The 26,837-nt window shown below is 67.1% G+C and carries 1 protein-coding gene (cut by a window edge); it reads right to left on the reverse strand.

Going from position 1 to position 26,837, the window contains the following annotated elements; translation table 11 throughout:
• On the reverse strand, nt 1–26,837 hold the 3' portion of the coding sequence (locus XM1_RS19830; RefSeq protein ID WP_068436541.1) for a LamG-like jellyroll fold domain-containing protein. Its footprint extends 8,734 nt past the window's final position; the window shows 26,837 of its 35,571 coding nt (coding positions 8,735–35,571); its start codon lies beyond the right edge, outside the window; it ends in the stop codon at nt 1–3.

Raw genomic sequence — 26,837 nt, forward strand, 5'->3', positions numbered from 1 at the left:
CTAGCCGACGTGGGTGTGGTTCTCCACGTAAACGTGGGTATCACCATTGGAATACTGGGTGTAGCTGTCCTGGTGGCCGTTGACCACCAGCTCGGCCGAGCCGCTGGCCTTCCACCCGCTGTCGGCCAGGGTGACCTGGTTGGCCCCGATCACCACCAGGGCGTTGCTGGTGCCGGTGACGGCGTTGGTGCCGTTCAGCATGGACTGCAGATGGGCGAGGTCGAGGACCGCGCTGTTGTTGCTGGCGTGGCTCAGGTCCAGGACGTCGAAGTTCTGCAGCGCGTTCTTCCACAAGGACGACAGGTCGAACTGGTTGCCGTTGAAGTTCTCCCACAGCAAGGTGTTGCCACCGCCGGCGCCGCCGTCCAGGAAGTCGAAGTTCATGTCCGAGACGCCGACGGTGTTGTAGCTGCCGTGGCCCACATAGACGTCGTCGCCGCCATTCAGGTGGACCACCTGATTGTTGCCGCTGCCGATGACGTAATCGGCTTGGGTGCTGCCGCTGTAATAGCCGCTGCTGCCCAGAAGAGAGGCGGTGTGGCCGGTCACCGTCAGACTGGTGGACGACATCACCGGGTCCCAGATCCAGCCGCTGCCATTGCTGTCGACGTAATCGATGCCCTGGACCGAGTCGAACGAACCCGACAGGCTGCCGGTGCCCCAGGTCATCAGGGTCATGGGGCCGATCGTGCCCGACATGATGCCGTGGCTGTTGAGGTCCATGACGCCGCCCAGGCTCAGCGAGCCATAGACCGACAGCTGGTCGGCGCTCCCCTGCCACAGATCGAACAGCAGATGGGAATCGTCGGCCAGCGTCAGGTCGCCGGCGATGGTCAGGGTTCCGGCCACGCCGGACGTGCCGGGGCTGATGTAGCTGTGATTGACGAAGTCGGCATCCCAGACATTCAGGGTGCCGAAGCCTTCGACCCGGCCGGTGGAGTTGTCGAACACGGCATGGCCGAGGCCGGTGCCGTCGGACACGGTGAGCACCGTGGTGTTGCCGGTCAGGGTCAGGGTGGCGTGGTTGTCGAAGGTCCCGACGGTCAGGTTCAAGTCGTCGTTCACCTTGATCACGCCGTAATTGATCAACTCGTCGGCGGACATGCCGTAGGTGAAGTTGGCCCCGGCATCGGCCTGGATGGTGCCGTGGTTGGTCAGGGTGTCGTGAACCGCCAGGGAGACCGATCCGGGGCCGGTGGATTGCAGTTCGACCGTACCCAGGTTGTCGAAGGCGTGTTCGAAGGTCGCCGTGGTGTTGAAGGAATTGCCCGCCACCAGCAGCAAGGTGGCCGCCGCGTTCTGGAAGGCCACGCCGATGTCGTTGCCGGTGCTGGTCAGCGCCAGGGTGCCGCCGGCCAGATTGAGGCTGCCGCTGCCGGTAAGCGTGCCGCCGTTCATGGAAGCGCCCTTGGTCAGCACCAGCTTGGCGTCGATGCGGTCCGTCATTCCGGTCCCGGCCAGGGAGGTGGAGCCGAAGGTCATGAACGTGCCGTCGCCGGTCAGGCCGCCGGAGCTGAAGTTGAACCAGCCCAGATCCCTGAACGTCATGGCGCTGTTGTTCAGCGCCAGGGTGCCGCCGGCGATGTTGATGGTCGAGGTGGTGTCGGTTCCGCCCCCCACGCTCAGCGCCACCGTGCCGCCGTGCAGCATCAGGTTGGAGTTGGAGGACAGACGCAGGCCACCCACCGTGTCCGTACCGGTCATATGGGAAACGGTGCCGTTGGTGACGGTGGCCAAGGCGCCGGCATCGGGAAGCGTGCCGCCCCAGTTGGCGGCGGTTTCCCAACTCTGGAAGCCCGTGCCCGTCCAGGCCCGCTGATGGTCGTATTCGGACACCCGGATGGTGCGGGTCGAAACCCGCCCGGCGGTGTCGGTCACCGTGTAGGTGATGACGTCCAGCCCGGTCTGCCCCGAGGTGGGGGTGTAGCTGTAGGCCCCTGTCGCCGTATTGAGCGACACGGTGCCATAGCTGCTGACCAGGGTCTCGGTGGCCCCCGACACGGTCGGCGAACCGCTGAGGTGGTAAGTCAGCGTGGTGCCCTCGACGTCGAAGGCCGCCAGACTGCCCGAAACGGCGCCGCCGCCCACGATGGCCTGCAGGCTGGAGGCCGAAACGATGGCGGCGCCGCCCGTCACCGAGGCCCCTCCCGAAATCCCGGCCGAGGCGAAGTTGGGCGTCGCAACCGTGCCGTTCTCGAACGTCCACCATCCGACCAGATCGGCTTCGCCGCCGGTGAGGTAGGTGCTCATGGAACCGACGATATCGGACTGGCTGCGCGCCGTGTTCCATATCCGCACGTCGGTGATGGCGCCCTGCAGGGCGTTGGTGGTGCTGACGTCGCTGCCGATATACGTGTTGCCGACCGGAACGGTCGCCGCCGGGGCCCCGGCCCAGGTGCCGGCCAGGGCACCGTCCACATACAGCTTCCAGGTGGTGGTGCCTTCCAGAACCGCCGCCACATGGTGCCACTTGCCGTGGCTGAGGGTGACGTTGAATTCGTGGAAGCCCAGATTGCCGACGATCAGCATCAGCTTGTCGGTGGTGTCGTTGATGAACAGACCATAGCCGGTGGTGCTGGTATCGCCGTTGGCGATGATGGCCTGGTCATTGGCGGAACCGCTATCCTCGCGGACCCAGGCCTCCAGGGTGACGTTGCTGACGGCCGTGCTCGCCACCGCCCCGGTGGAAATGTGGGCGCTGGCGCTGCCCAGCGTTCCAAAGCCGCGCACCGGCATAATCACCGGCGCCATGTTGTTGGAGCCCGACAGGCTGACCACCATGGATCCCGTCGAGGACAGGGTCTCGCCGCCATAGGGGTCGCTGACCTTGACCGACACGGTGTCGCCGCCGGTCCACAGGGGGTCGGCATGGTAGACGGCGCTGGCAAGCGCGTTGTTGATGCGGTCCAGCGTGCCGGTGAAGGTGACCGTATGCTCGCCGTTGACGGTATTGGTGGCGAAGGTGATGCCGCCGGTCTTGACCAGTTCGATTCCGCCGTGATTGGCCGACAGGGTGACCGACATGGTCTCGCCGGCCAGGGAGCCGACCTCGTCGGACACCTGCAGGCCCAGGGTGTGGCTGCCGTTCTCGGTCACGCTGAAGTTGGACAGGCCGGAAATGGTCGGCTCGTCGCGCACCGAGCGCACCCCGATCCCCACGGTGCCGTAGGTGAGGTTGCCGCTGCCGTCGTTCATGGCGACGACGAAATAGTCCGAGCCGAAGTAATTGGCGTCCGGGTTGTAGACATAGCCGCCCGAGCCGGGCGAGAGCGTGCCGCCCGACAGGAACACCGAGCCGGCCGAAAGGGTGGTGGTCCCCAGTACCGTCGTTCCAGTCAGCGACAGCGTGCCGTGCTGCGGACCCTGGGCGATGGTGGCCCAGACCGGCTGGCCGGAATTGGTGAGATCGGTCTCGAACAATCCGGCGCGGAGTTCCGTATCCTCGCGGGTGGTGACCACGTCGTCGAACAGGGATGCCTTGGCGCCCGTGGTGGACACCGAGGTGGCCGTTCCCGTACCGCTGTGTGCGGTGTCGGGCGCCGAGCCGCTGGAGATGTTGTCCAGGCGCCAATTGGCGGCCAGATGTTCCTCATCGCCGGTCAGGCGAATGCCGGAATAGGTGGAAATCTCCGATGACGAACGGGCTTGGTCCCACACCCGAACATCGGACAGAGCGCCGGCGAAGTACTGGGCCGTGCCGTTGTTGTAGTAGCCGAGATCGAACGTCGAGATACCCGACAGACGGCTGCCGACAAAGGTCGGATTGGCGTTGGCCACATATTGGCCAGCGTCGAAGTCGTAGGACAGCCCGCCATTGGCGGTGGTGACCGCCACGCCGTTCACGTACATGGTGGCGACGTTGTTGTGGACGCTCACCGCCACGTGGTTCCAGGTGCCGAGCGTCACCGCCGGACCGTACAGCGCCAGGCCGTAGCCCTGGTTGCCGGTATTGCCGTTGCCCATGAAGAAGGACAGCTGGCCATTGCTCAGTTGCAGATTGAACAGCGCGGTGGCGTTGTCGCCCGCGCTGGCGTGGGCCGACATCAGCGATTTGACCGCCGAACCCGACAGGGAATCCTGGCGGAACCAGGTCTCGATGGTGAAATCGCCGCTGAAATCCATGTGCGACGTGTCGGTCACATGGATCGCGCTGCTGGTCCCGTTGAAGCTGGCGACCTTGCCGAGGGTGGCGACGTAAAGCGGCGTCTCCGTCGCCGCCATGGTCCAGTCGGCCAGCAGATTGGTGTTGGAAACGGCGGCCGCCCCAAAGGTGGAAGCGGTCTGCAGCTGGGTGCCGTTCAGGGCGGTGTTCCACACCGCCACTTCGCCCAGATTGCCGCCGAACACCTGGGCGGGCGCGGAGAGATTGCCGCCGACCATGGCCGCGGTGGTGCCGCTGGTGGGAATGTTGAGGTTGACGTGGGTCGACGGCGAAGAAAGGTCGGCGGTGTAGTCGCCGCCCCGGGCGACGCCGTCGACGTAGAAATTGACGTAGCCCTCGCCGGAATGGCTGGTGGTGTCGTAGGTCACCGCGACGTAGTGCCAGTTGCCGTCATTCACCGCCACGTTGGACAGCAGGGGCGACAGGTTGCCGCCATCCAGCTTCAGGTAGCCGTTTTCGATGGAGAACATGGCGGCGGCGTAATTGGCGGCGGTATTGCCGATCCCCAGGATGTCCTGGCGGGTGCCGCTGGCGGTCCGCACCCAGGCGCCGTAGGTGAAGGCGCCGGTGCCGGTCCCAAGAGTGGCGGCATTGGCGGCCACCAGCCCGGACGAGCCGACGGCCACGCTGCTGTGCCCGCCGATGGTCGACAGATTGGTCCCCGACGTCGCCATGACCAGGCCGTGATTGCCGGCCATGTCGGAAATGACGGTATTGAGGGTGAGGCTGTTGTTATGCCCCGACCCGTCGAGGATCAGCTTGCCGCTGGACGCGGTCTGGACGCGGTCCATGCTCCAATCGGCGATCAGATGGTCGGTCGAGACGGATTCCGTCCGGTGCCAGTTGTTGTAGATCTCCGACTGGGTGCGGGCGTCGTTGAACAGGCGCACGCCGTCCAGCTGGCCCACGAAGCTGCCGCCCGACGCGGGCGAGCCGCCCAGGTAAAGGGTGCCGGCACCGTTATAGTCGTTGGTGGTCACCACGTTGCCCACCATCACGCCGTCGCGGTACAGCACCAGCATGTTGTTGGTGGCGTTGTAGACGCCGGCCCAGTGATGCCAGCCGCCCACGTCGCCAGCCGCGTTGTAGGTGACCGCGGTGCCGCCGCTGCTGCCGTCCACCGAGAAGCGCAGAACGCCGGCGGCGTCGAAGCCGACGAACAGGTTCCCGCCGGTTCCGCCGCTGCCCTGGGTCAGCACGGTCTGGGCCGTGCCGGTGGTCTGGATCGCCTTGTTGGCCCAGAACTCCCAGGTGAACGACGAGCCGGTCAGGACGATGCTGTTGGCGGACGCATAATGGTCGCCGGAGAATTGCAGCGCTCCGTTCGCCGCGCTCGATCCCACCAGATCCAGCGGGCTGTCGGTACGGATGGTCAGCATCTTCGTGGTGGTGTTGCCATCGCTGCCGGTGGCAACCACGTTGAAGGTGTCGACGCCTTGCCAACCGGAATTGGGGGTATAGGTGAAGGTGCCGTCGGGATTGACCGCCAGGGCGCCATGGGTCGGCGAGGTGCCCACCGCCCAGGTGACCGCGCCATTGGCGCTGGTCGGTGCAATGGCGTCCAGCGTGCCGTGATAGGGCGCGCCCACCTGGATGTGGATGGCGTCGTCGTAAAGCGGCGCGTCGTTGCGGGTCACCGTCAGGGAACCACTGACCACGGTGCCGTCATGATTGGCGGCCATGGCGTCTTGGACGGTTCCGGCCACCGGGGCCTCGTCCAGACGCCAGTATCCGGCCAGACCCGCCTGGGTCCCGCCAAGCTGCTCGCTGTTCATGGCGCCCAGGACCTGAACGCCGCTGAGCGTGGAGTTCCAGACGCGGGCCTCGGCGATTTCGCCGTTGAAATGGGCGCTGCCGGAACCGTCGGCGCCGATCACCAGATTGCCGCTGAAATTGTAGGCGGGCAGCGTGCCGGTGGCCGACGGCCGGCCATCGATATAGATGACGTAGGTGCCGCCGCTGACCATGTTGACCGCGACGTGGTGCCAGATCCCGTCGTTGACGCTGGGCACCGCCGAGGCGACGCTGGTCCCGCCGATGCCCAGATGGAGCTTGCCGTCGGTGCCGATATAGACGGCGAAGCCGGAGCCGCCGGCGATGGAGAAGATGTTCTGGGTATTGGCCGAGCCGTCGTTGCGGAACCACGCCTCGTAGCAGAACGAGCCGTTGCCCTGGCCGAGCGCGCTGCCGACGCTGATGCCGCTGCTGGCCGAGAAGTCCAGCGCCGTCTCCGGCACCATGGACATCACCGCCTGCTGCGGATGGGTCCAGGTCTGCACCCGGGTCAGAGTGCCGCCGCTCACCGTGGCGGAGACGGTGCCGTTGCTCTGGATGCCGCTCAGGGTGCCCGAGCCGCTGGCCTCGTCCAGACTCCAATAGGCGGCCAACCCGCTGTCGTTGCTGAGCGGAATGGCGTTGGGCGCGCCGGTCAGCTGGCCGCCCGACAGAACGGTTTGCCAGACCTGGACGTCGGCGATGTCGCCCGCGAAGCCGGTTCCGATGGTCAATGCCTGATTGATGCTCAGCCCCGTCGCCACGCCGCCGCCCGAAGGCGTGGCGGTGGCGGCAGCCACCGCACCATCGACGTAGAGGGTGGCGGTCATGCTCGTGGCATCGTAGGTGTAGCCCACCGAATGCCAGGCACCGTCGTTGATCGTCACCGTATTGGTGACCCAGGTGGTGGAGGCCGTGGAACCGGCCTCGGTCAGCATGAGATGCCCGTCGGCGCCCATCTGGAGACGGAATCCGTCGGCCGTGTTGACCGTTGCCAGAATATCGCCGGCGGCGGTCGAGGAGGTGCGCACCTGGGCGAACACCGTCTGGTTGCCGAGGGCGACGGCCGCGCCCGACGTGGCATGGGCCACACCGTCGAAATGCTGGCCGATGATGGCCCTTGAACCGGCGCTCGCCCCCACCGGCAGGTCCAGGGTATGGCCGTTGCCCGACAGGTCCTCGGTCCCGCCGATGCCGTTCCAATAGCCGATCAGGCCGGATTCATTGCCGTCCAGCACCTGATCGTAGCTGGATTCCATGTCATAGCCGGACCGGCCATAGCCCCACAGCCGCACGTCGGAGATGGCCCCCTTGAACCCGGCGGTGAGAGTGCCGCCGGTCATGGTCTGGCCCACCCAGAGGTCGGCGCTGGTGGGATTGTACGAGGTGGTGAAGCCCAGATTGGCCGTCGGCACCGAACTGCCGTTGAAGGAATGGGTGGTGCCCACTTCCTCGCCGTTGACGTAGAGGTGGAGGGTGCCGCCGGTATTGCTCACCGCCACATGGGCCCACTGGCCGGCGACAAGGCCGGCGCCGATTGTGGTGATGTTGCCGTACTGGGTATTGGACGCCACGTCGAAGCTCAGCTGGTTGCCCACCAGTTCCAGCGTCATGTGCTGGGTGCCCATGAACTTGGACAGGATCGACTGGGTGCCGCTGAGGCTGGCGGGGTTGATCCACGCCTCCATGGTGAAGTCGCCGGAGCCCAGCCAGGTGACGTTGCCCTGGGCCGCCACCGTGCCGTGGTCGGTGCCGTCCAGGATCAGCTGGCCCATGTGCTGGCTGGCGCCGAGGATCTCGGTGGGGTCCTCGACCATGAACGCCACGGTCTGGCTGGTGGACACGCCATTGGCGGTGGCCACCAGGGTGAAGCTGCTCAGCCCTTCGAAGGTGCCGTTGGTGGTCAGGACGAAGCTGCCGTCGGAGGAGATGCTGACCGTGCCGGCGCCGTTGGCCGGCTGGGCGCCCACGCTATAGGTGATGGCCGCGCCGGTCTCGTCATGGGCCACCAGGGCACCGTGATACTGGCCGCCGCGCGGAATGCTGATGCCGTCGTCATAGGTCTGCAGGGTGCCGGCGTTCTGCACCACGTTGGTGACGCCGGCGGGCAGGACCAGATCATGGCCGTTGCCCGAGGAATCGGTCAGGCCGGTGCCCGTCCAGGACGCCATCAGGCCGTCATCCGCCGCGTCGTTGGCGGGCATCTCCTTGTAGATGTCCTCGGCGCTGCGCTCGACGCTCCACAGGCGGATATCGGCGATCTGTCCCTTGAAGGCGGTGCTGGAATCCAGGCCGGTGCCGGCCAGATTGCTGCGGCCGCCGACGGTCAGGCTGTAATCGTTGGACACGTCCGATTGCAGCGCCGAGACGCTCTTCACCGGCTGGCCGTTGATGTACAGGGTGTACTGGTCGCCGCCGCGGGTGACCGCGATGTGGCTCCACTGGCCGGCGGTGGTGGTGCCGGCCTGCAAGATGTCGACGCCGTTGAGCCTGAGCGTGGGAATCCCGTTGTGGAGATAGAGGGCGATACCGGGCTCGGACGAACCGGCCCCTTCCTTGGCCAGGATGACAAAATCGCCGGACGCGGTGGCGGCGTCGCGGTTCACCCAGGCTTCCATGGTGAAGGCGCCGGCGCCGGGGTCGAGCGTGTCGCCCGCCTTCAGATACTTGGCCCCGTCGAAGGTGAAGGCCTGGGTCTGGCGGTCGCTGTCGATCAGGTCCACGTGCTGGCTGGTGAGCCAGCTCGCCCCGGCGGCATAGGTGCCGTTGGTCCCGCCGGTCATGTCGTAGGCGGTGGTCCCCGTCCCCTCGTCCAGCTTCCAGTAGCAGAACAGGTTGTCCTCGTGCCCGCTGAGATCAGCGTTCATGTTGGACTGGATCTCGTCGAGGCTGCGGGCCTCGGTCCACACCCGGACCTCGCCGATGTCCGCGGTGATCGCCGCCGGCGTGCCCGTATCGACGCTGCGGCCGATATAGCCGTCCGCCACGCTGATGTTGACGGCGGTGGCGGAGGTGTTGACGTTGTCCAGCACGCCGTCAACATAGACCGTGGCCGTATTCCCCGAGACGGTGACCGCCACGTGGTGCCACAAGCCGTCATTGACGGTGGTGGCGGACAACACGCCGCTGCCGCCCGAGATCTGCAATCCGACCAGGCCACCGGCGATGGCCAGCGACGCCGCGCCGCCCGTGCTGCCGGTGCTGCCCAAGGACAGAATCGTCCCCGAAGCATCGGTCGTCCGGAACCAGGCCTCGTAGGTGATCGGCGCGGTTCCGGTCCCGGCTACGTCCACGATCACACTGTGGGTCGCATCCACATGAGCGCCCCGCATGGGCGGCGCGCCGATGTGACCGGCGCTGCCCAGGTTCAGGTAGGCCTCGGAATCCACGTCGTTGCCGGTCCCGCTGCCATGGTCGCTGTCGAAGTCCCACTGGCCGATCAGGCCGGGAGTCCGATCGGCCTCCAGCACGCTGCCGGCCTCGACCTGGGCGGCGGTCAAGGTGGTGTTCCAGATCTTCAGGTTGTCGAACATGCCCTTGGAGGACATGGTCCCGCCGGTCAGTTCGCCGCCGACCACCATGGACGACAGCGAGGTCAGGCCCGATGTCCCGCCCATGCTGTCGATGGCCATGCCCGCCAGATCACCATCGACATAAAGCCGCGCCACGCCGGAATCATAGTTGATGGCCACATGATGCCAGGACGAGGCGGTAATGGTCGGCCCACCGGCCGGATTGATCCCGTTGCCGCTGGCGTCCCGGTCCACGTAAAGGCCCAGATGGCCGGTGTTGTCCACCATGGCCTTCAGCACGGCCATGGTGCCGGCGCCCAGGCTGAACAGCGTCTGGGTCCCGGTCCCGCTGAGATTGACGTCGAACTCGACGGCCATCTGCTGGCCTGCGAAATCCTCGCCGGCCAGCTGGATGCTGGCCGCCTTGCCGGTGCCGTTGGCGAACAGCACCGAGGTGCGCTCGGCCGCGCCCGCCACGCTCACCGGATTGGCCACGTCCACCGAGTAGGTCTTGGTGGTGCTGGTGGTGCCGTCGCTGAGCTGCAAGGTGAAGGCGTCGCCCCCCACATAACCGGCGGTGGGCGTATAGGTGAAGGTTCCGCCCGCCCCCAGGGCGAGCACGCCGTGAGTCGGCGTGGCCGAGGTGCTTAAGGTGAGGGTCGAGCCCGCTTCCAGGTCGTAGGTCAGCACGCTGCCATGCACGGCCTGACCGGCCAAGGTGGAGAAATGGTCGGCGCCGGTGGGCGAATCCGTCGGCGGCCCTTCGGCGGCGGTGACGCTGCCGCTGACCGCGACCGTGGAGCCGAACAGGTTGACGATCTGGTCGTCCTGCATGGTCCAGGAGCCCAACAGGTTCGTCTGGGTCCCGGCGATGGCCGGGCCCATGTCGGTCTTGATCTCGGCGGTGGTGCGGACGGCATTCCACACCCGCACGTCGGCGAGGTCGCCGCCGAAGGTCACGGACCCGAACTTGTTGCCGATCAGCAGGTTGCCGGTGCCGGTATAGTCGTAGGCCGAGGTCTGCGAGGCGACCAGCACGCCGTTCTTGTAGATGGCCATGAGTTTGGTGGTGGCGTCGTAGGTCGCCGCCCAATGGACCCAGGTCCCGGCGTTGCTGCCGCTGTCGGTATAGATCAGGTCGTTGCCCCAGAAGGTGAAATCCACCTGATTGGAGCCGAGATAGCCGAAATGCAGCCCCTGGCCGGCGACGCCGGCGGTACCCTGCGACAGGGCGAAGTCTTCCGCCGTGGCGGCGGCCCGGTTGGCCCAGAATTCCAGGGTGAACGAGCTGCCGTTCAGGTTGACGCCCGACGCCGACACCGTGCCGTTGGTGCCGTTGAAATGCATGGCCTGGCTGTCGATGACATCCGGGATGGACGCGTTGCCGACCGGCACCAGATCCGGCCCGGCGGCGTTGACGGCCTGAACCAGCCCGGACCCGCTTACATGGTCGAAGGCCCAGGCGCCCAGCAGGCCGGTCTCGGCCCCATTGGGCTCGAGGCTCTTGCCGGCCACCACTTCGGCGCCGGTGCGCGCCGTCTCCCAGACCCGGACGTCGTCGATCAGACCGCGGAACGTCGTGGTGTTGTCGACCGCCTGGCCGCCGCTGTGCATGCCGCCGATCATCAGATCGGTGGCCGCCGGCTGGGCGGTAGGCGTCGCCACCACCACGGTGTCGATCACCTGATTGTCGGCGTAAAGCCTGTAGACGCCATCATCGCGGACCACGGCCACGTGATGCCACTGGCCGTCGTTCAGGGTGCCGCTGCCCTGCAGCGTCCACATACTGGCCGAATAGGTGTCCGGCGACAGGAAGGTCAGCTTGCCGTTGACCAGCGCCAGGGCGAAGGTGCCGATCCCGCCGGCCGTGCTGTTGCCCTGGCCGACGATGATCTGCGTCCCATTGGTGTTGTCGCGGGTGCTGATCCAGGCTTCCAGGGTGAAGTTGCCGGTCTCTTCCTTGAGCAGCGGGCCGGCGACGTAGGCGCCCATGCCGTTCAGATAGGCCGCGTCGTTGTCCACCGACAGGCCGCGCAGCATGGGGGCGTGGTTGCCGGGGCTCTGCACCACCAGATTGGCCACCGCCGGCATTGACGTCAGGCTGCCGTCGCTGACCGTGTACTTGAAGCTGTCGGTGCCGTAGAAGCCGTAATCCGGGGTGTAGACGAAATGGCCGGTGGCGGGATCGAGGGTCAGCACGCCGTGGCTGGGCTGGCCGCTGATGGTGCCGCTGTTGAGGATGGAATAGGTCAGCGTCTGGCCGTCCGGATCGGTTCCGGTCAGGGTGCCGCTTAAGGTGCCGTCATTGCTGACGGTGAAGGTGGGACCGCCGTGTTCGGCGATGACGGGAACCACGCTGCCCGTGGTCGGCAGCCCGTTGACGCTGTAATCCACGGCGTTCGAGATGGTGCCGTCGAGACGCCAGTACCCGGACAGGCCAGACTCGTAGCCATGCAGTTCGGCGTTCATGTTGGCGGCGATCTCTGCCTGGGTGCGCACGCCGTGCCACACCCGAACCTCGTCGATCTGGCCGTTATAGGGGTAGCCGAGATTGCCGATGGGCTGGCCGATGCCCAGCGAACCGTTGTCGCTGACCGGCAGCGGCGCGGCGGCGATGGTGGCCGTGCCGTAGACGGCGCCGTCCAGGTACAGGGTCACCACTCCGGCGCTGTCGAAACTGGCCGCAACGTGGTGCCAGGTGCCGGTGAAGGTGGTGGCGCCGGTGACGGTCAGCGCACTTCCGCCGACCACCGGGACCAGGGTGTAGGTTCCGGCCGTGGCCCCTTCCTTGACGAACAGGCCGTATTCGACACCGCCGCCGGTGACGCCGCGCGCCACCACGGCATGCATCTGGTCAAGAGTCGCCGAGGTCTGCGGCTTGACCCAGGCTTCCAGGGTCACCGCGTCGTCGAAGGCCAGCTTGCCGCCGTCATTGACGGTCAGCGCGTTGGTGAAGCTGTCGTTCACGCTCATGGCGTAACCGGCGCCGGTTCCGGCCACGGGCGCCTGGTTGACGGGCTGCACGTAGATGGAAACGGTCTGCGGCGCCAGGGTGTTCTGGCCGTCGCTGAGACGCACCTGGAACGAATCCGAGGTGAAGGTCGAACCGTCGTTGTAGTAGTTGAGGCCCAACGTGCCGCCGACATTGATGTCGCTGGCATTGAAGGCGTCGCCCACCGCGAGGACGCGGCCGTTGATCACCAGTGCACCGTGATCGGGGGTATCGGTGACGATATAGCTGAGCTGCGACGCCGGGCCGCCATCGGAATCGGTGGCGTTCAGCCCCATGGTGCCGGACTGAATGTTCAAGACGCTGCCCCGGCCGGCGAAGACGGAGGTTCCCACCGTCAGGACCGGATCGGCGTTGGTGGCGTTGACCGTGAACGACACCGAACTGGCCGAGGCCATGGTGCCGCCGACGCCGTCGCTGATGGTGAAGTTGAACGAAGAGGTGCCGGTGGTGCCCGCCGCCACGTACTTGATCAGGTCGGCGTTGACGTCGGCCTGGGTAAAGGTGCCGCCGGCCGCCAGGGTCACCCCGTTCTTCAGCAAGGTGCCATCGCCGGGGACCGAGCCCAGGGTGTAGACCAGCTTGGAATCGCCCACCTGGATGCCGTCCATGGGACGCAGATAGGCCTCGTTCAGGGTAAACGTGCCCGACTGGCCCATGGTCAGGGACGGCGGAGCCAGGGCTATGGTGTGGCCGTCATAGCCCACATTGGCCGTAAAGGTCTGGGCGACGACGTTGCCGTGCCCGTCGCTGGCGTTGACGACGAAGGTGTCGCTGCCGACATAGGCGCCGTCGGCCTGGTAATTGAAGGAGTTGGCGTTGACCGTCACGGTGCCGTGGGCGGTCTTGGTGCTGCCCGACAGGGTGAAGGTCACGGCGTCCATGTCGGGGTCGTATGCAAGCAGATTGCCGGTGGCGGCCCCGCTATTGGCGACCGCGAACGACGTCACGGTCGAGCCGCCGACCATGGCGCCCTGCCACACCGGCGGGTCTTCCACCGGCGTGACGGCGATATTGGCCGTGGCCTGGCTGCTGGAATAAGGGCTGAGCGTCCCCGAATAGATGGAGGTGTTCTGAATGCTGCCGGAGACCGCGCCGTCGGTGCCGTCCCAGGCCGTGAACGTGAAGGTCGCGTTGCCGCTGAAATTCGGGCTGGGCGCGAAGCGCACCTTGGCCGCGGCATCCAGGACCAGGGCCGAAGCGGGCGCCAGCGTATTGCCCATGGCGGCCCAGCTTCCGCCACCGTCAAGGCTGTATTGCCAGATGCCATTGGGGCTGTAGGCATTGGTCACCGCGATGCCGTGGCTGGTCCCCATCAGGGTGTCGGTCACCTGGCCGGCCGTCAGGGCCGAAACCAGCATGCCGGAATTGCTCACCGGGTCCTCGCTGATGGAGGCCACGCTCACGTTCCCACCGGCAAGGACCGGCTGGTCGTTGAACGACAGGGTGATGGTCTGCTGGGTGACGCCGCCAAAGCCGTTGTCGGCCACCACGACGAAGCGGTCGCTGGCAGCAAGGTAATTGCTGCGCGTGTACTGCCAAGTCCCGGTCGCCTGATTGAGGACCACGTTGCCTTCGGTCGGAGCCTGGGCCCCGCCGGCGATGGTCAGGGTCACGGGCAGGGGCGAATCCACCAGCACATGCCCGTTCACCGTGTTGGACAGGGCGAACGCCCCGTCGTCGATCCATTGGGCCTGGTCCGGGCCGCTCAGCCCGCCGCCATTGAACACGCCCGCATAGTTGTGGCCCGAGGAATCGGCGATGGTGGTGCCGCTTCCGGCATCCATGCGCCAATAGGCGGCCAGCGCGCTCCAATCGGGATCGCTGCTGGTGACCACCCGGTTCATGGAACCTGCGATCTCGGCGTCGGTGCGCGCCGTGTTCCACAGGCGGAAATCGGCGATCTCGCCGTGGAAGCCCTCGTTACCGGCGTTGCCGGCGTTGCCCACATAGGTGCGGTCCGCACCGGCATTGATGGCGTTGACGCCGACGCTGGCTCCCGAAACTCCGTACGGCACGCCGTCCAGATTGATGCTGAACACCCCGTTGGTACGAACCAGCGCCACGTGCTGCCACTTGCCGGCGATCAACTGGGCGCTGGAGGGATCGGACACCAGATTTCCCGCGGCCATGAAGCCGAGGTTGCCGGTCGTGCTGGCATAAAGGCCATAGCCGCTGGTCGAGCCGTTACCGGTATAGCCGATGAACTGGATGTTGCCGTGATTGGTCCCGTCCCACTTGACCCAGGCTTCCATGGTGACGTTGTCGGTCTGGGTGCTGATATTGGCCAGGGACGACAGGTTGTTGTGGCCGTTGAAGGCCACGGCCTGATGCTCGGCGATCAGGGTGGGATTGGCGCCGCCATAGACGCCGGTGACCCCGGTGATGTCGGCCTGGGCCGGATGGGTGGTCACGCCCGCCAGCTTGATCAGGGTGCCGTCCAGCGTGCCGCCCTTGACCGCCAGCCAGCCGTCGACGCCGTTGGTCATGAAGCCGACCAGGGTGCCGCCGCCCAGGCCGCTCAGCAGAGCGGCGGTGGCCGCGGCCGAGCCCTGCCAGGGCATGGCCTGCACATAGGTCAGCGCGCCGCCGGCCGACAGATCGATCTTGTCGGTGCCGCCGACGAAGTCGGTGATCACCGCCGTGGACGCCGCCGTCGAGACGGTGCCCGAACTGAAGGTGAAGACGTCGGCCCCGGAATTGCCGGTCAGGGTGTCGCCGCCGCTGCCGGCGATCAGGGTATCGGCCCCCGAACCGCCGATCAGGGTCTGCACGGCGGAATCCGCCAGGGCGTTCAGGGTGACGGCCGCCGTGGAGAAGGCCGCGTCGACGGCCAGGATGCCGGAATTCAGCGCGTTGCTTCCCATGGTGATCGACGCGGCGATTCCGCTCGCCGAGACCGCCATGAACTCGATCCCGTGGACATTGGCGAAAGCGCCATCCGCGATGACGCCGCCCGAGGTGAAGCTGAGGGTCAGGGTGTCGGAGCCCGCCCCGCCGCTGACCGAATCGGCCGCGCTGAAATCGGACAGGCGGAAAATCTCCGAGCCCGTGCCACCGATCAGGGTGTCCGACCCCGAACCGCCGTCCAGAACGATGGTGCCGCCGGTGATCTGCGAGGTGATGGTGTCGTTGCCCAGCCCGCCATCGACGCTGCTGACGCCTTGGCCGACATTGAGGACGTCGGCGCCGCTGCCGCCGGTCAGGGTGATGGTGCCGCCGGTGGTGGTCACCCCCAGGGTCTTGCCGTCGCTGAAGCGCAACTGCTCGACACCCGAGGCGAAAACCGAGCCGCCGCCCGTCACCGACAGGGTGCTGCCCGTGGCGCTGATGGTGGCCGCGCTTTCGGCGAACTGCAGGCCCACCGCGTCGCCGGTGCCGCTGCCGCCGGTCACGCTGGTGGTGCCGCTGCCGGCCAGCACGGTCAGATTCGTCCCCATGGCCGAGGCGTCGACGCTCACCGTGCCGGTGGCGGCCGAGGCGTTCAGGGTGGCGATTCCCGCCGCCGCCGCCTGGGCGCCCAGGTTGAGCCAGGCCGAGGACAGCCCGCCCGCCAGGGTCAGGGTCTCGACGCCGTGGACGTTGGCGAAGGCCCCGTCGGACAGGGTGTTGGCATTGAGATTGGTGAGAATCAGGGTGTCGTTGCCGCCGGCCAGATCGATAGAGCCGCCGGTGAACATGGCGTTCCACGTCACCTTGTCGTCGCCGGTGCCGCCGATCAGGGTCTCGACGCCATCGACGGCCAGGGTCTGGCCGCCGCTCATCAGGGTGACGGTGTCGTTGCCGAAGCTGCCGTCGGCATAGCTCACCCCGGCTCCGACCACCAGATTGTCGTCGGCAAAGGCGCCAATGATCTGGCTGGCGCCGGAATTCATCGACACATGGTCGCCCGCGCCGTAATCCACCCACATGTTGCTGCCGGAAAGCGTGTCGGCCGGGCCGCCGTTCTTGGTGACCGTGGTGGTGCCGCCGCTGACGGCGATGGTGGTGTTGGCCGCGCCCTGGATGGAGAAGGTGTTGATTCCGCCGCCACCGACGAAGGTGTCGGCGCCGCTGCCGCCGGCGAACGTCGCCCCGCCCGCCAGAGCCGAGGCGTTGAACGACACGTTGGCGGTGCTGAGGCTGGCGTCAACCGCGTTGAAGCCCCCCGCTCCCACCGTCAGGGAAACCGGCCCGCCCGTCGCCTGCAGGCTCAGGGATTCCACATTGTGGACATTGGCCAGGGCCGCCGTGCCGATGGTCAGCGCCGCCGTACCCGACAGGGTCAGCTTCAGGGTATCGCTGCCGGCCCCGCCATCGACCGAATCGCCGGCGCTGAAATCGGACAGCCGGAGAAGGTCGTTGCCACTGCCGCCCACCAGGGTATCCGAGCCCGAGCCGCCATCCAGGGTGACGGGCGAAGCGCCCGTCGCGGTGAGGGTGTCGTTGCCCAGACCGCCATCGGCATAGGTGAAGCCGCCGCCCAGAGTGATGACGTCGTTGCCGCTGCCGCCCATGATGGAGGTGGAGCCGGCCTGAATGCTGACGCCGTCCGACAGGACCAGGGTCTCCACATTGGTGAGCGTGGTGGTGACGCCGCTCACCACGGCGGTGAGCGTGGTGCCGTTGGTGCCGAGCACCGTGTTGGCACTGGTGGCATGGGCCAGGGTGACCACGTCGGTGCCGCTGCCGCCCTCGATCGAAACCACTCCGGCCCCGACGGTGAAGGTGTCGCCGCCCACGCCGCCGGTCACGGTGAGGTTGGTATCGCTGCCGGCGATTCCTAAAGTGGTGTCGCTGAAACGCAGGACATCCACCGAGGTCAGGGTATCGGTACCCTCGTTCAGGCCGACCGTGTCGGTGTCGGTGACCACCATGCTGGACGCGCCGCCGACGATGCGGTAGCCGGCGGCAGGGCCGGCATAGACGGCGATATCGTTCGCGCTGAGGGTGCTGCCGGTGATGGTGTCGTTGCCCAGCCCGCCGATGAAGGTGTGGTTGCCGGTCAGCGAGGTGACGACGGACATGCTGTCGGCGCCGTCATGGCCCACCAGGGTGTAATCGGCGGCGGACGAGCCGGTGACCGTGAAGTTCACCTTGGTCGGCTGGGTGCCGGTGAAGGTGAAGTGCGAAATGTCCATCACCGTGGCCGAACCCTGAAGAGTCAGGGTATAGGCGCTGGTTCCCGCCAGTTCGATGGTCTGGCCGCTCAGCACGCCGCCGTCGAAGTAGTAATTGGCGACGCTGCCCAGCTGGAACTTCTCGATTCCCGTGATCTGGGTGAGATAACTGCCGCCGAAGTTATAATACCCCATCCCCGACAGGCCGGTCCCGCTCAGCAGCAGGGTGTCGTAACCATTGCCGCCGTCGATGGAGGAGTTGGTCCCCACGCTCAGGGTGCTGACGGTGAAGTCGAAGACGTCGTCACCCTCGCCGCCCAGCATGGTGTCGGCACCGCCGGTGGCGATCAGGGTATCGTTGCCGTCCCCCGCCGACAGGACATCCATGTTGAGGGTGGATTTCAGGACGTCGTTGCCGGAACCGCCGACAAAGGAAATCCGGTCGCCGCCGGCGCCGTTGAAGCCGGTGAAAGCGAGGTAGCCCAGCTTGCTCCGGAAATCGGTACCGATGGTCTCGTCGCCGTAAAGGGCGAAGGTGTCGACCCCCGCCCCGGCCACCACCGAGAAGGTGGATGTGGGAACGGATGCCACATCCATGAAGGCGCTATAGCCGTTGAGACTCAGAGTCTCGACGCCGGTGATGCTCACCCCGCGCAGATTGTTGCCGCCCTGCAGCAAGATGGTGTCATTGCCGGTGCCGCCGTCGATGCTCTCGCCACTCACCGAATCATTGGCGTAGAGCAGGATGGTGTCGTTACCGCCGCCGGCGATGACCTTGTCCATGCCCTGGCCGGCCTGGATGGTGTCGTCGAAGCTGGAGCCAAACATGTACTCGGCCCCGGTGCCGCCGGTCAGGGTGACCGCGCCCGAGGCGGACGAGGCGTTCAGCTTGACGAAATTGCCGTCTGGGCTGTTCCAGTTACTGAGCGCGCCCCAGCTGGCATAGGTGAAGCCGGTGGTGCTGAACGCGCCCGAGGTGACGTCGATCTCCAGCCGGCTGCCGTTGGGCAGGCCTATGGAATCCAACACCAGCGAGGTGGGCAGGTCCGCCCCGAACTGGCCGGCACTGGTGGTGACGGTGGCGTATTCCCCGGCGATGGCCAGGGTCTCGATACCGCTGAACTTCACGGCACTGAGGTCGCCGCTCGAGAGAATCTGCACCGTGTCGTTGCCGGACCCGCCGCTGATGGTATCGGCCTCGTGGGTGCCGCCATGCAGGCGGAACAGGTCGTTACCGACCGAGCCGGTCAAGGTATCGACGCCCTGGCCGTCGGCCACGCCCTCCACCGAGGTGAGAGTGGTGGTGCCGCTGCCGGTGATCACCGTACCGCTGCTCAGGTCAACGGTCACGCCGGTGGTCAACGCGCTGAGGTCGAGGATATCCGTGCCGCCGGCACCGTCAATGCTGTCGATACCGCCGCTCAGCACGAAGACATCGCCCTGGACCGAGCCGGTGATGGAATCGTTGCCGGCCCCGCCGGTGACGCGCAGGGCGTCCTCTGCCCCCCAGTTCGCCAGGTTGAGGCTGCTGGCGTCGAAAGTGGCGCCGCCATCGGCCAACTGGACCCCCAGGGTCAGCGAGGCCCCGGCACCGCCGCCGTTCAGGGTGACGCCCGAAAGCTGCGCCATGGAAGCGGTCAGGCTGGTGGTGCCCGAGCCGGCGGTGATGGTCTCGAAGCCGCTCACCGTGCCGGCGGAAATGTCGTTGGTCCCGGCGGCCAGCACCAGGGTGTCCGACCCGGCACCGCCATTCAGGGTGTCGTTGGCGTCCAGCCAAGCCGCCTGGGTCAGTGTCAGGGTATCGTTGCCGCTGCCGCCCAGGGCGGTAAAGGCGGGCGCCGAATTGGCGTCCTCGCTCAGGTTGAGCGCGGTGCCCAAGGCCGATCCATCGATGACCAGGCGTTCGAGGGTACCGGCGAAAGCAAGTTGGCTGTTGCTGATCAGACCGTTCAGGCTGCCCGCCACATCCATCTTGACGGTCAGGGAGGTCGGGGAGAACGTGCCGAAATTGATGACGGAGATGCCGCTGCCTTCCGTCTGGACGGACTGCGCCCAGCTGGTCAGCTGCGACATGTTCATGGTGAGGTTGAGCCCACCGGCAAGGGAATCGATGACCTCGATCCCGGACACGGTAGCGCCCCGCAGATCGACGGTGGACCCAAGGATCAGGGTGTCGGATCCCTGGCCGCCGATGAAGGTGTTGTTGGCGCCCAGCACCGAATTGGCCACCTGGAAGAACATGTCGGAACCCGACGAGCCGATCAGGGTGTTGCCGAAATTGCCGCCCACCACCGCATGGATGTTGCTGAGCGTGTCGGTGCCGACGCCCAGCGCCGAGGCGGTTCCCGTGGACAGGTTGACGGAAAGCGCGCCGGTGGCGTAGCTGAAGTCCACCACGTCCCCCGCACCGGGGGCCAGGGTCGAGCCGGTGATGGTGTCGTTGCCCGTGCCGCCGAAGATATACAGCGTGTTGGTGCCGCTGGCGTGGTTGATGGTGACGCCGGCGCTGGAGCCCGCCGCGTCCAGCAACCCGATACCGGCGGCGGTGGCATTGGTGCCCAGGGTCAGGGTGGTCGCCGTCATGGCGTCCACGTCCAGGGTCTCGATGCCGCTCACATTGGTGAAGGCGGAATCCGTCATGCTCACCGAGGCGGTACCGGTGACGGACAGCACCAGGGAATCGTCGCCCGCCCCGCCGGTCACCGTGTCGCCGCTGGAAAGATCGTTCAGCTTGAAGGTATTGGCCCCCGCATCGCCCACCAGCCGGTCGAGCCCGGCGCCGCCGTCCAGAACGTTGGCATGGCCGCCGGCCAGGTAGATGGTGTCGTTGCCCGCGCCGCCGGTGATGGTGGCGTAGTCGATGGTGTAGTGGCGCGAGAACACGCCGCTGCCGGTGGCGTCGGCCCCGGTCCAGGTCACCACCACGCTGCCGTCGGCCAGGGTGGTCACCATGGGATGGCGCTCGCCGGCATAGGCGTCGCTGGTCACCGCGAACTCGGTCCCCAGCTTGCCGCCCTGGGCGTCGAAGCGCTGGGCATAGACGGTGTAGTCGGTGCCGTTGGCGGGATGGCTGTCCCATACCGCCAGGAAGCCGCCGTCGGGCAGCGCCGTCACGGCGGGATAGGCCTGCCAGCCGGCTCCGGTGGCGTTGACCTGGATGTCGCCGCCCAGCGGGTTGCCGCTGGCGTCGAACACCCGGGCGAACGCGCCGTAATTGTCGCCGTCCTGGCCAAGGCTCTGCCACACGGCGACGAAGCCGCCGCCGGCCAGCCCCACCACCTGCTGCCCCATCTGGGAATCGGCGGTCACGGCGTTGATCACGAAATCGCCGCCCTGGGAGGTTCCGTTGGCCGAGAACCGATGTCCGACGATGTTCCTGTCGCTGCCGGCATTGGCCATCCAGGTCACCACGAAACCGCCATCGGCCAGCGAGGCAACCACCGGATGCGGATCGTCGCCCGCAATGGTGGCATTGGACAGGGAAACGGGGAACTCGGCCACCACCGTGGTGCCGGTGTCGTTGTAGATTTTCGCCCAGTTCAGCTTCTCGCCGGTGAAGGTCTGGCCGCCATAGGCTTCGGCCGCGGTGAAGACGACGGCGATGTTGCCGTTGGCCAGCTCCGTCACCGACGGCCAGCCCTGCCAGCCGGCCGCCTGGTTGTTGACCCTGAACTCGTTGTCGACGGGGACACCGTCGGCCCCGAAAATACGGCCGTAGACGCCGTAATTGTCGCCATCCTGGCCGCCGCTGTGCCAGACGGCCATGAAGCCGCCATTGTTCAGCGGCGCCACCTGCACGCCCCACTGGTCGGCGGTGAAGTATTGGTTGAACCGGATCTCGCCGCTCAGCAGCTGGCCGCTGGCATCGTAGATCCGGCCGTAGGTGCCGGCGGAATCGGTGTCCTGTGCGTCGCTGCGCCACGCCACCAGATAGTTGCCGCCCTTCAGCACGGTAATCGCCGGCAGGGACTGATTGTCGCCGGTGGTGGTGTTGACCTGACTGGCGGCACCGGTGGCGGTGACCGCCGTGCCGCCGCTGATGGTCAGCGTCCCGTCCGAGAATTGCAGCGTCTCGACGCCGCGCAGGGAATCCGTGCCGGTGTTGCCGTCCACGGTGTTGACGTCCATGACCTTCACGGAACTGCCGGACACGCCCAGCTGATACCCGGCCATGGCGCCGCCAATGACCACCCGGTCGCTGCCCGCGCCGCCGTCGAAGGCATCGTTGCCGCTGCCGCCGATCAGGGTGTCGCTACCCGTCCCGCCGGCCATCCTGGCGACGCCGCCGCCGGCGACCAGCGTCATGCCGGTCGACACCTGCGAGGCGTCCAGCGCCACCGTGCCGGTGGTGGTCGACGCATCGATGGAGGCAAGGCCGGTGCCCGCCCCCAGCGACAGCCCCAACGTTCCCGAACCGGTCAGGTTGAGCTGTTCCACCCCGCCCAGCTTGGCCAGCTGAGACGGTCCCAGGGTGCCGCCGCCGGACAGAATCAGGGTGTCGGCGCCGTTGCCGCCCAGGACGGTGGTGGCCGCCGCCAGGTCGGCGGCGCTCAACTTGATGACGTCGTTGCCGTCGCCGGCGTCGATGGTGGCGAAACGGCTGCCGACGTCCAGCGTGTCGGCCAGGGCCGAACCGGTCAGGACGTTGCTGGACAGCAGCTTGGTGAAGATGTCCTGGTTGCCGCCGCTTCCCACCTTGGTGAACGAGACGACGACGTCGCCACTGTTCAGGGCCGCCACCGACATATTGATATACCCGGCCGCGCTGTCCGTGGTCAGCTGCATCTCGCTGCCGACCTTCAGGCCGGCGGCATCGAAACGCTGAGCGCGGACGTAGTGGTTGACGCCCGAGCTGAAATCGTCCCACACCGCCATGAATCCGCCGTCGGGCAGGGCGGCGACCGACGGCCAGCCCTGCCAACCGTTGCTGGTGGTGCTGACCAGGATTTCCGGAGTATTGACCGGCGTGCCGCTGGCCGTGAACACCCGGCAATAAATGTCGAAGGCGTTGTCGAGGCCGGGGTCGCTGTGCCAGACGACGGCGAAGCCGCCATTGGCCAGGGCCACCAATTGCCCGCCGCCTTGCTGCCCCGTGGTCTGGGAATTGATCTGGAACGGCGTACCCAGATTGCCGTCGCGGTCCACCACCCGGGCGTAAAGGCCGTTGGAGCTGCCGTCGGCCGCTTCCCATCCCACCACGACGTCGCCGTTCGTCAAGGTGGCGGCGGCTTTGACGAAATAACCGCCCGGAGCGTCGGAAATCTGGAGCTGCGCTCCAACCGGGGTTCCGGCGGCATTGAAGCGCTGCCCGAACGTGTACTGGCCGCCCAGGGCGGTACCGTTGAAGCTGTCGCTCAGCCAGGTGGCGAAGAAGCCGCCGTCGGACGTGGCCGTCACCGACGGCCAGGCCTGGATGCCGCTCAGGGTCGAGGCGCTGCCGTTGACGCTGAGCACGAACTCGGTTCCGGCCGCGCCGGTAAGCGGGTAACCGGCGTCGAAGACCCGGCCATAGACACCCCAACTGGGATTGCCGGCCTGGTTGTCGCTGTGCCAGACGGCGACGATCCTACCATCGGTCAACTGGGTGAATTGCGCGTCCCGCTGCTCGCCCGCCACGGTCTGGTTGACGATGAACTCGCCCCCCACCTTGCTGCCGTCGGCAGTGTAGCGCTGGGCGATCGAGCCCCACTGGCCGGGATTGTCCTGGCCGAAGCTTTGCCAAGTGACCAGATAGCCGCCGTCCGCCAGGCGGAACACCTTGGAGACGTCCTGGACATCGGCGACGGTGAGGTTGACCTGGTTGGCCGCCCCCATGGCGGGGGCGCCGGTGACAGACGTCGAAAGGCTTAGCGTCCGGTCGGCGAACACCAGCGTCTCCACCCCGCTTAGGGTGTCGGTGCCGTCATTGCCGTTGGTGATGTCGGTGTCGGTCACCGTGATGGCGCCGTTGGCGGCGCTGATGCGGTAGCCCGCCAGATTGCCGTGGAAAACGGCGGCGTCGGTCCCCGCCCCGCCGTTGATGACGTCGTTGCCCGAACCGCCGGTGAGGGTGTCGTTGCCAAGGCCGCCCGACAGGGTCACCGCACCGGTGCGGGCCGAGGCGTTGAGCGAAACGTCGGTGCCGTTGCCGGAGGCGTCGATCTGCGTGATGCCGCCATCGGCGGCGGCGGTGGCGCCGAGCGTCACCGCCAGGGCCGCGGTGCCGGCGGACAGGCGAAGGCCCTCCACACCGCTCACATGGGCGAAGGCGGCCGCATTGTTCAGCGTGCCCGAGGTGAAGTCCTCGAAGGCGACGGTGTCGAACGACGCTCCACCGGTCACCGTCGCGCCGTCGGCCAGACCGACCCGGAAGTTCGTCCTGCCGGCGCCCGCCATCAGGGTGTCGGCCCCGCCGCCACCGGCGAGGTCATAGTAGACGCCGGACGCGGTGTCGTCGCCGCCCTTGATCTTGTCGGCGAAGGCCGAGCCCTTGACGCCGTGGATGTTGTTCAGGGTGTCGGTGCCCGAGGTCAGGACGCCGTTGACGTAATAGGACTCGATGCCCCGTTCTGAGGACGCGCCGCTCCAGGTGGCACCGCTCAGATTGACGGTGACGCCCGCCCCGGCGTGCTTGTAGCTGGCCACGACCATGCCGGTGGCCGAACCGGTCAGGACGTCGTTGCCCGCCCCGCCTTCCAGGCCCGACCAGCCGGTGGTGCGCCCGGTCAGGTTGTCGGCGGCGCTCGACCCTTCCAGTTCGTCGATGTCGTAGAAGCTGCTGTGCCAGGTACCGCCGCCGGTCAGCGTCGCCGTACCGGAATCCAGCGAGGCCGTCACCGGACCGGTCAGGTAGGTGAAGCTGAGCCTGTTGCTGCCGGTGCCGCTGGCGATGGTCGTGTCGCCGTAGATGACCTGATCGGCGGCGCCCGCGAAGAACACGTCCTCGCCGCTGCCGCCGATCATGGTGGTCACGGCGGAATTGAAGGCGAAGATGTCGTCGCCGGCGGTGCCGCTCAGGGTGCCGCCCGAGAGCGAGCTCGCCACGCTGACGGTGGGCGAATGGGTGGAGCCGGTCAGGATGTGTTGGATGCCCGCTCCGGCGAACTGGTCCTTGACCACCACCTGACCGCCACCGGCGCCGCCCGCAAGGTCGATGACCAGATCGTTGCCGACCTGCCGGGCGCCCCGCAGCCCCGCGTCCGAAACGTGCGAACCGTCCAGCACGTTGACGCCGGCGGTGTCGATGACGGTGATGGTGCCCGAAGCGTTGGCCGGGGCCACGTAGGTGTCGGCGCCCGAGCCGCCCTTGATGGTGAAATTGCCCGACAGGCCGGACGCCACCGTCTCGGTGGCCTTGCCGGTCAGCGCCGAGGCGTCGACCATCTGCAGGCCGATGGCCTGGCCCGTGGCGCCCAGCGACAGGGTGGTCTCGGCGGAACTGGCGGCCAGGGCCAGGGTCTCGAAACCGGAAATCCCCGCCAGCGCCGTATCGGCGACGAAAGTCGGCGTCGCGGTCAGTTTCAGGATGTCGGCCCCCGCCCCGCCGCTCACCAGGGTCATGGTCCCCAGGTCGGCGCCGGACACGGTCAGCGTGTCGTCGCCGTCGCCCAGGCTGATGCCCTTGAAGCCGGAGCCGAGATTGATGGTATCGCCGCCAATGCCCGTGGTCAGGGTCTGGTTACCGGCGGTGCCGCTCACCGTCACCTGTTGACCACCGGAGCTGAAGCCCAGGGTGGAGACGCCCACCAGGGAATCGGTCCCCCCATTGGAGCTCGCCACCGTGATGGTCCCACCGGCATTGGCGGAAATGGTGGCCAACACCGTCGGCTCGCTGACGGCGAAGATCACGGTGTCGGTGCCGCCGCCGCCGATGATGGTGTCGTTGCCGCTGCTGGCGTAGAAGGTCTCGTTGGCCGCCGAGCCGGTGCCGGGATAGTTCACCGTGACCGAGATGGTCTGGACGCTGGACGTGCCGCCGGCGCTGTCGACCGCGACCACCTGGAAGGTGTCCACGTGCGACGCGGTGCCCACCGGATAGTTGATGTAGGTGGGGCCGGGAAGATAGGTGTAGACGCCGGTGGTGGGGTTGATGGACACCGTGCCCATGCCGCCGGCGGTCATGGTCGAAACAAGCGTGCTGGCGCCGTTCCAGATGTAGTAGCTGAGCGTGTCGGCGGCCATGACGTCCATATCCGACGCCGTCACCGCCCCCGTGCCGCCCACCAGGTTGTTGGCGCTGAGCGCGCCCGCGCTGGTGATGGTCGGCGCGTGGTTGACGTGGGAAACGGCGATGGCGAAGCTGCCCGACGCGGTCTTGCTGCCGCCGGTGCCGTAATTGCCCAGGTCGTTGACCCCGACGCTGAGGGTGTCGCTGCCGAACCAGGCGGAATCGTTGGTGTAGCTGAGGCCGGCCAGGGCCGTGTTGATGGCCGACTGGGTGCCGGTGAACACCATGGAGGTGTCGCTGGTGCCGTCGCCGACGCTAAACGTCAGGCCGGTCAGCGCGCCCAGGGTCAGCTTGCCATGGCCGACCGACAGGCTGACCCGCTCCTGGGCGCCGCCCAGGGCGTCGGAATCGCTGATGGACAGGCCGCTCAGGGTCTTCGGGCTATCCTCGGTGGTGCCGAACGAGGCGGTGCCGGCGGTGAGCACCGGGGCCTGGTTGGCGTGCGGCGCGATCACGAAGGGCAGCACGTTGGTGAAGGTCTGGTTCAGCGCATGGTCGGTGACCTGCACCGAGACGCTGAGATTGACCGTCCCGCTGAAATAGGCCGGGGTGGTCAGCTTCAGGCTCGACAGGTCGTCGCTGGACGACAGGGTATAGGTGCCGTTGACGGCCGAGAGCGCGGTGTTGCCCAGCGACAGCGTGGCACCCGTGGGCACGCCCGTCAGCTTGATCAGGCTGTAGGAATCCGAGGTGTCCGGCTTGGGATTGTTGATCCCGATGGCGTAGGTGTGGGCGGCCCCCGTGATGTCCTCGGAATCCGACGCGGAGATCAGGGTGGGCGTCGGCGCGGTGATGGCCGGGGCCACGTCCACATGCAGGGTCTTGACGGTCTTGTTGGTGACGGCGTGGTCGGCGATGTCCCAGGAATTGGCCGTGACCGTCAGATCGATGCCGCCATTGAAGTACTGGGCCGGAATCAGCTTGAGGTTGGTCAGCTGGGCGGCCGACAGGCTCCAGGTTCCCGTGCTGGTCATGGTGCCGGCCGACAGGCTGGCGCCCGACGGAACGCCGGTGATCACGATGGACGAGATGGCGTCGCTGGTATCGGCGTCGGCCACGGTGATGGACAGCGGAA

Origin of the sequence: Magnetospirillum sp. XM-1 (assembly GCF_001511835.1) — a bacterium.
GTDB lineage: Bacteria > Pseudomonadota > Alphaproteobacteria > Rhodospirillales > Magnetospirillaceae > Phaeospirillum.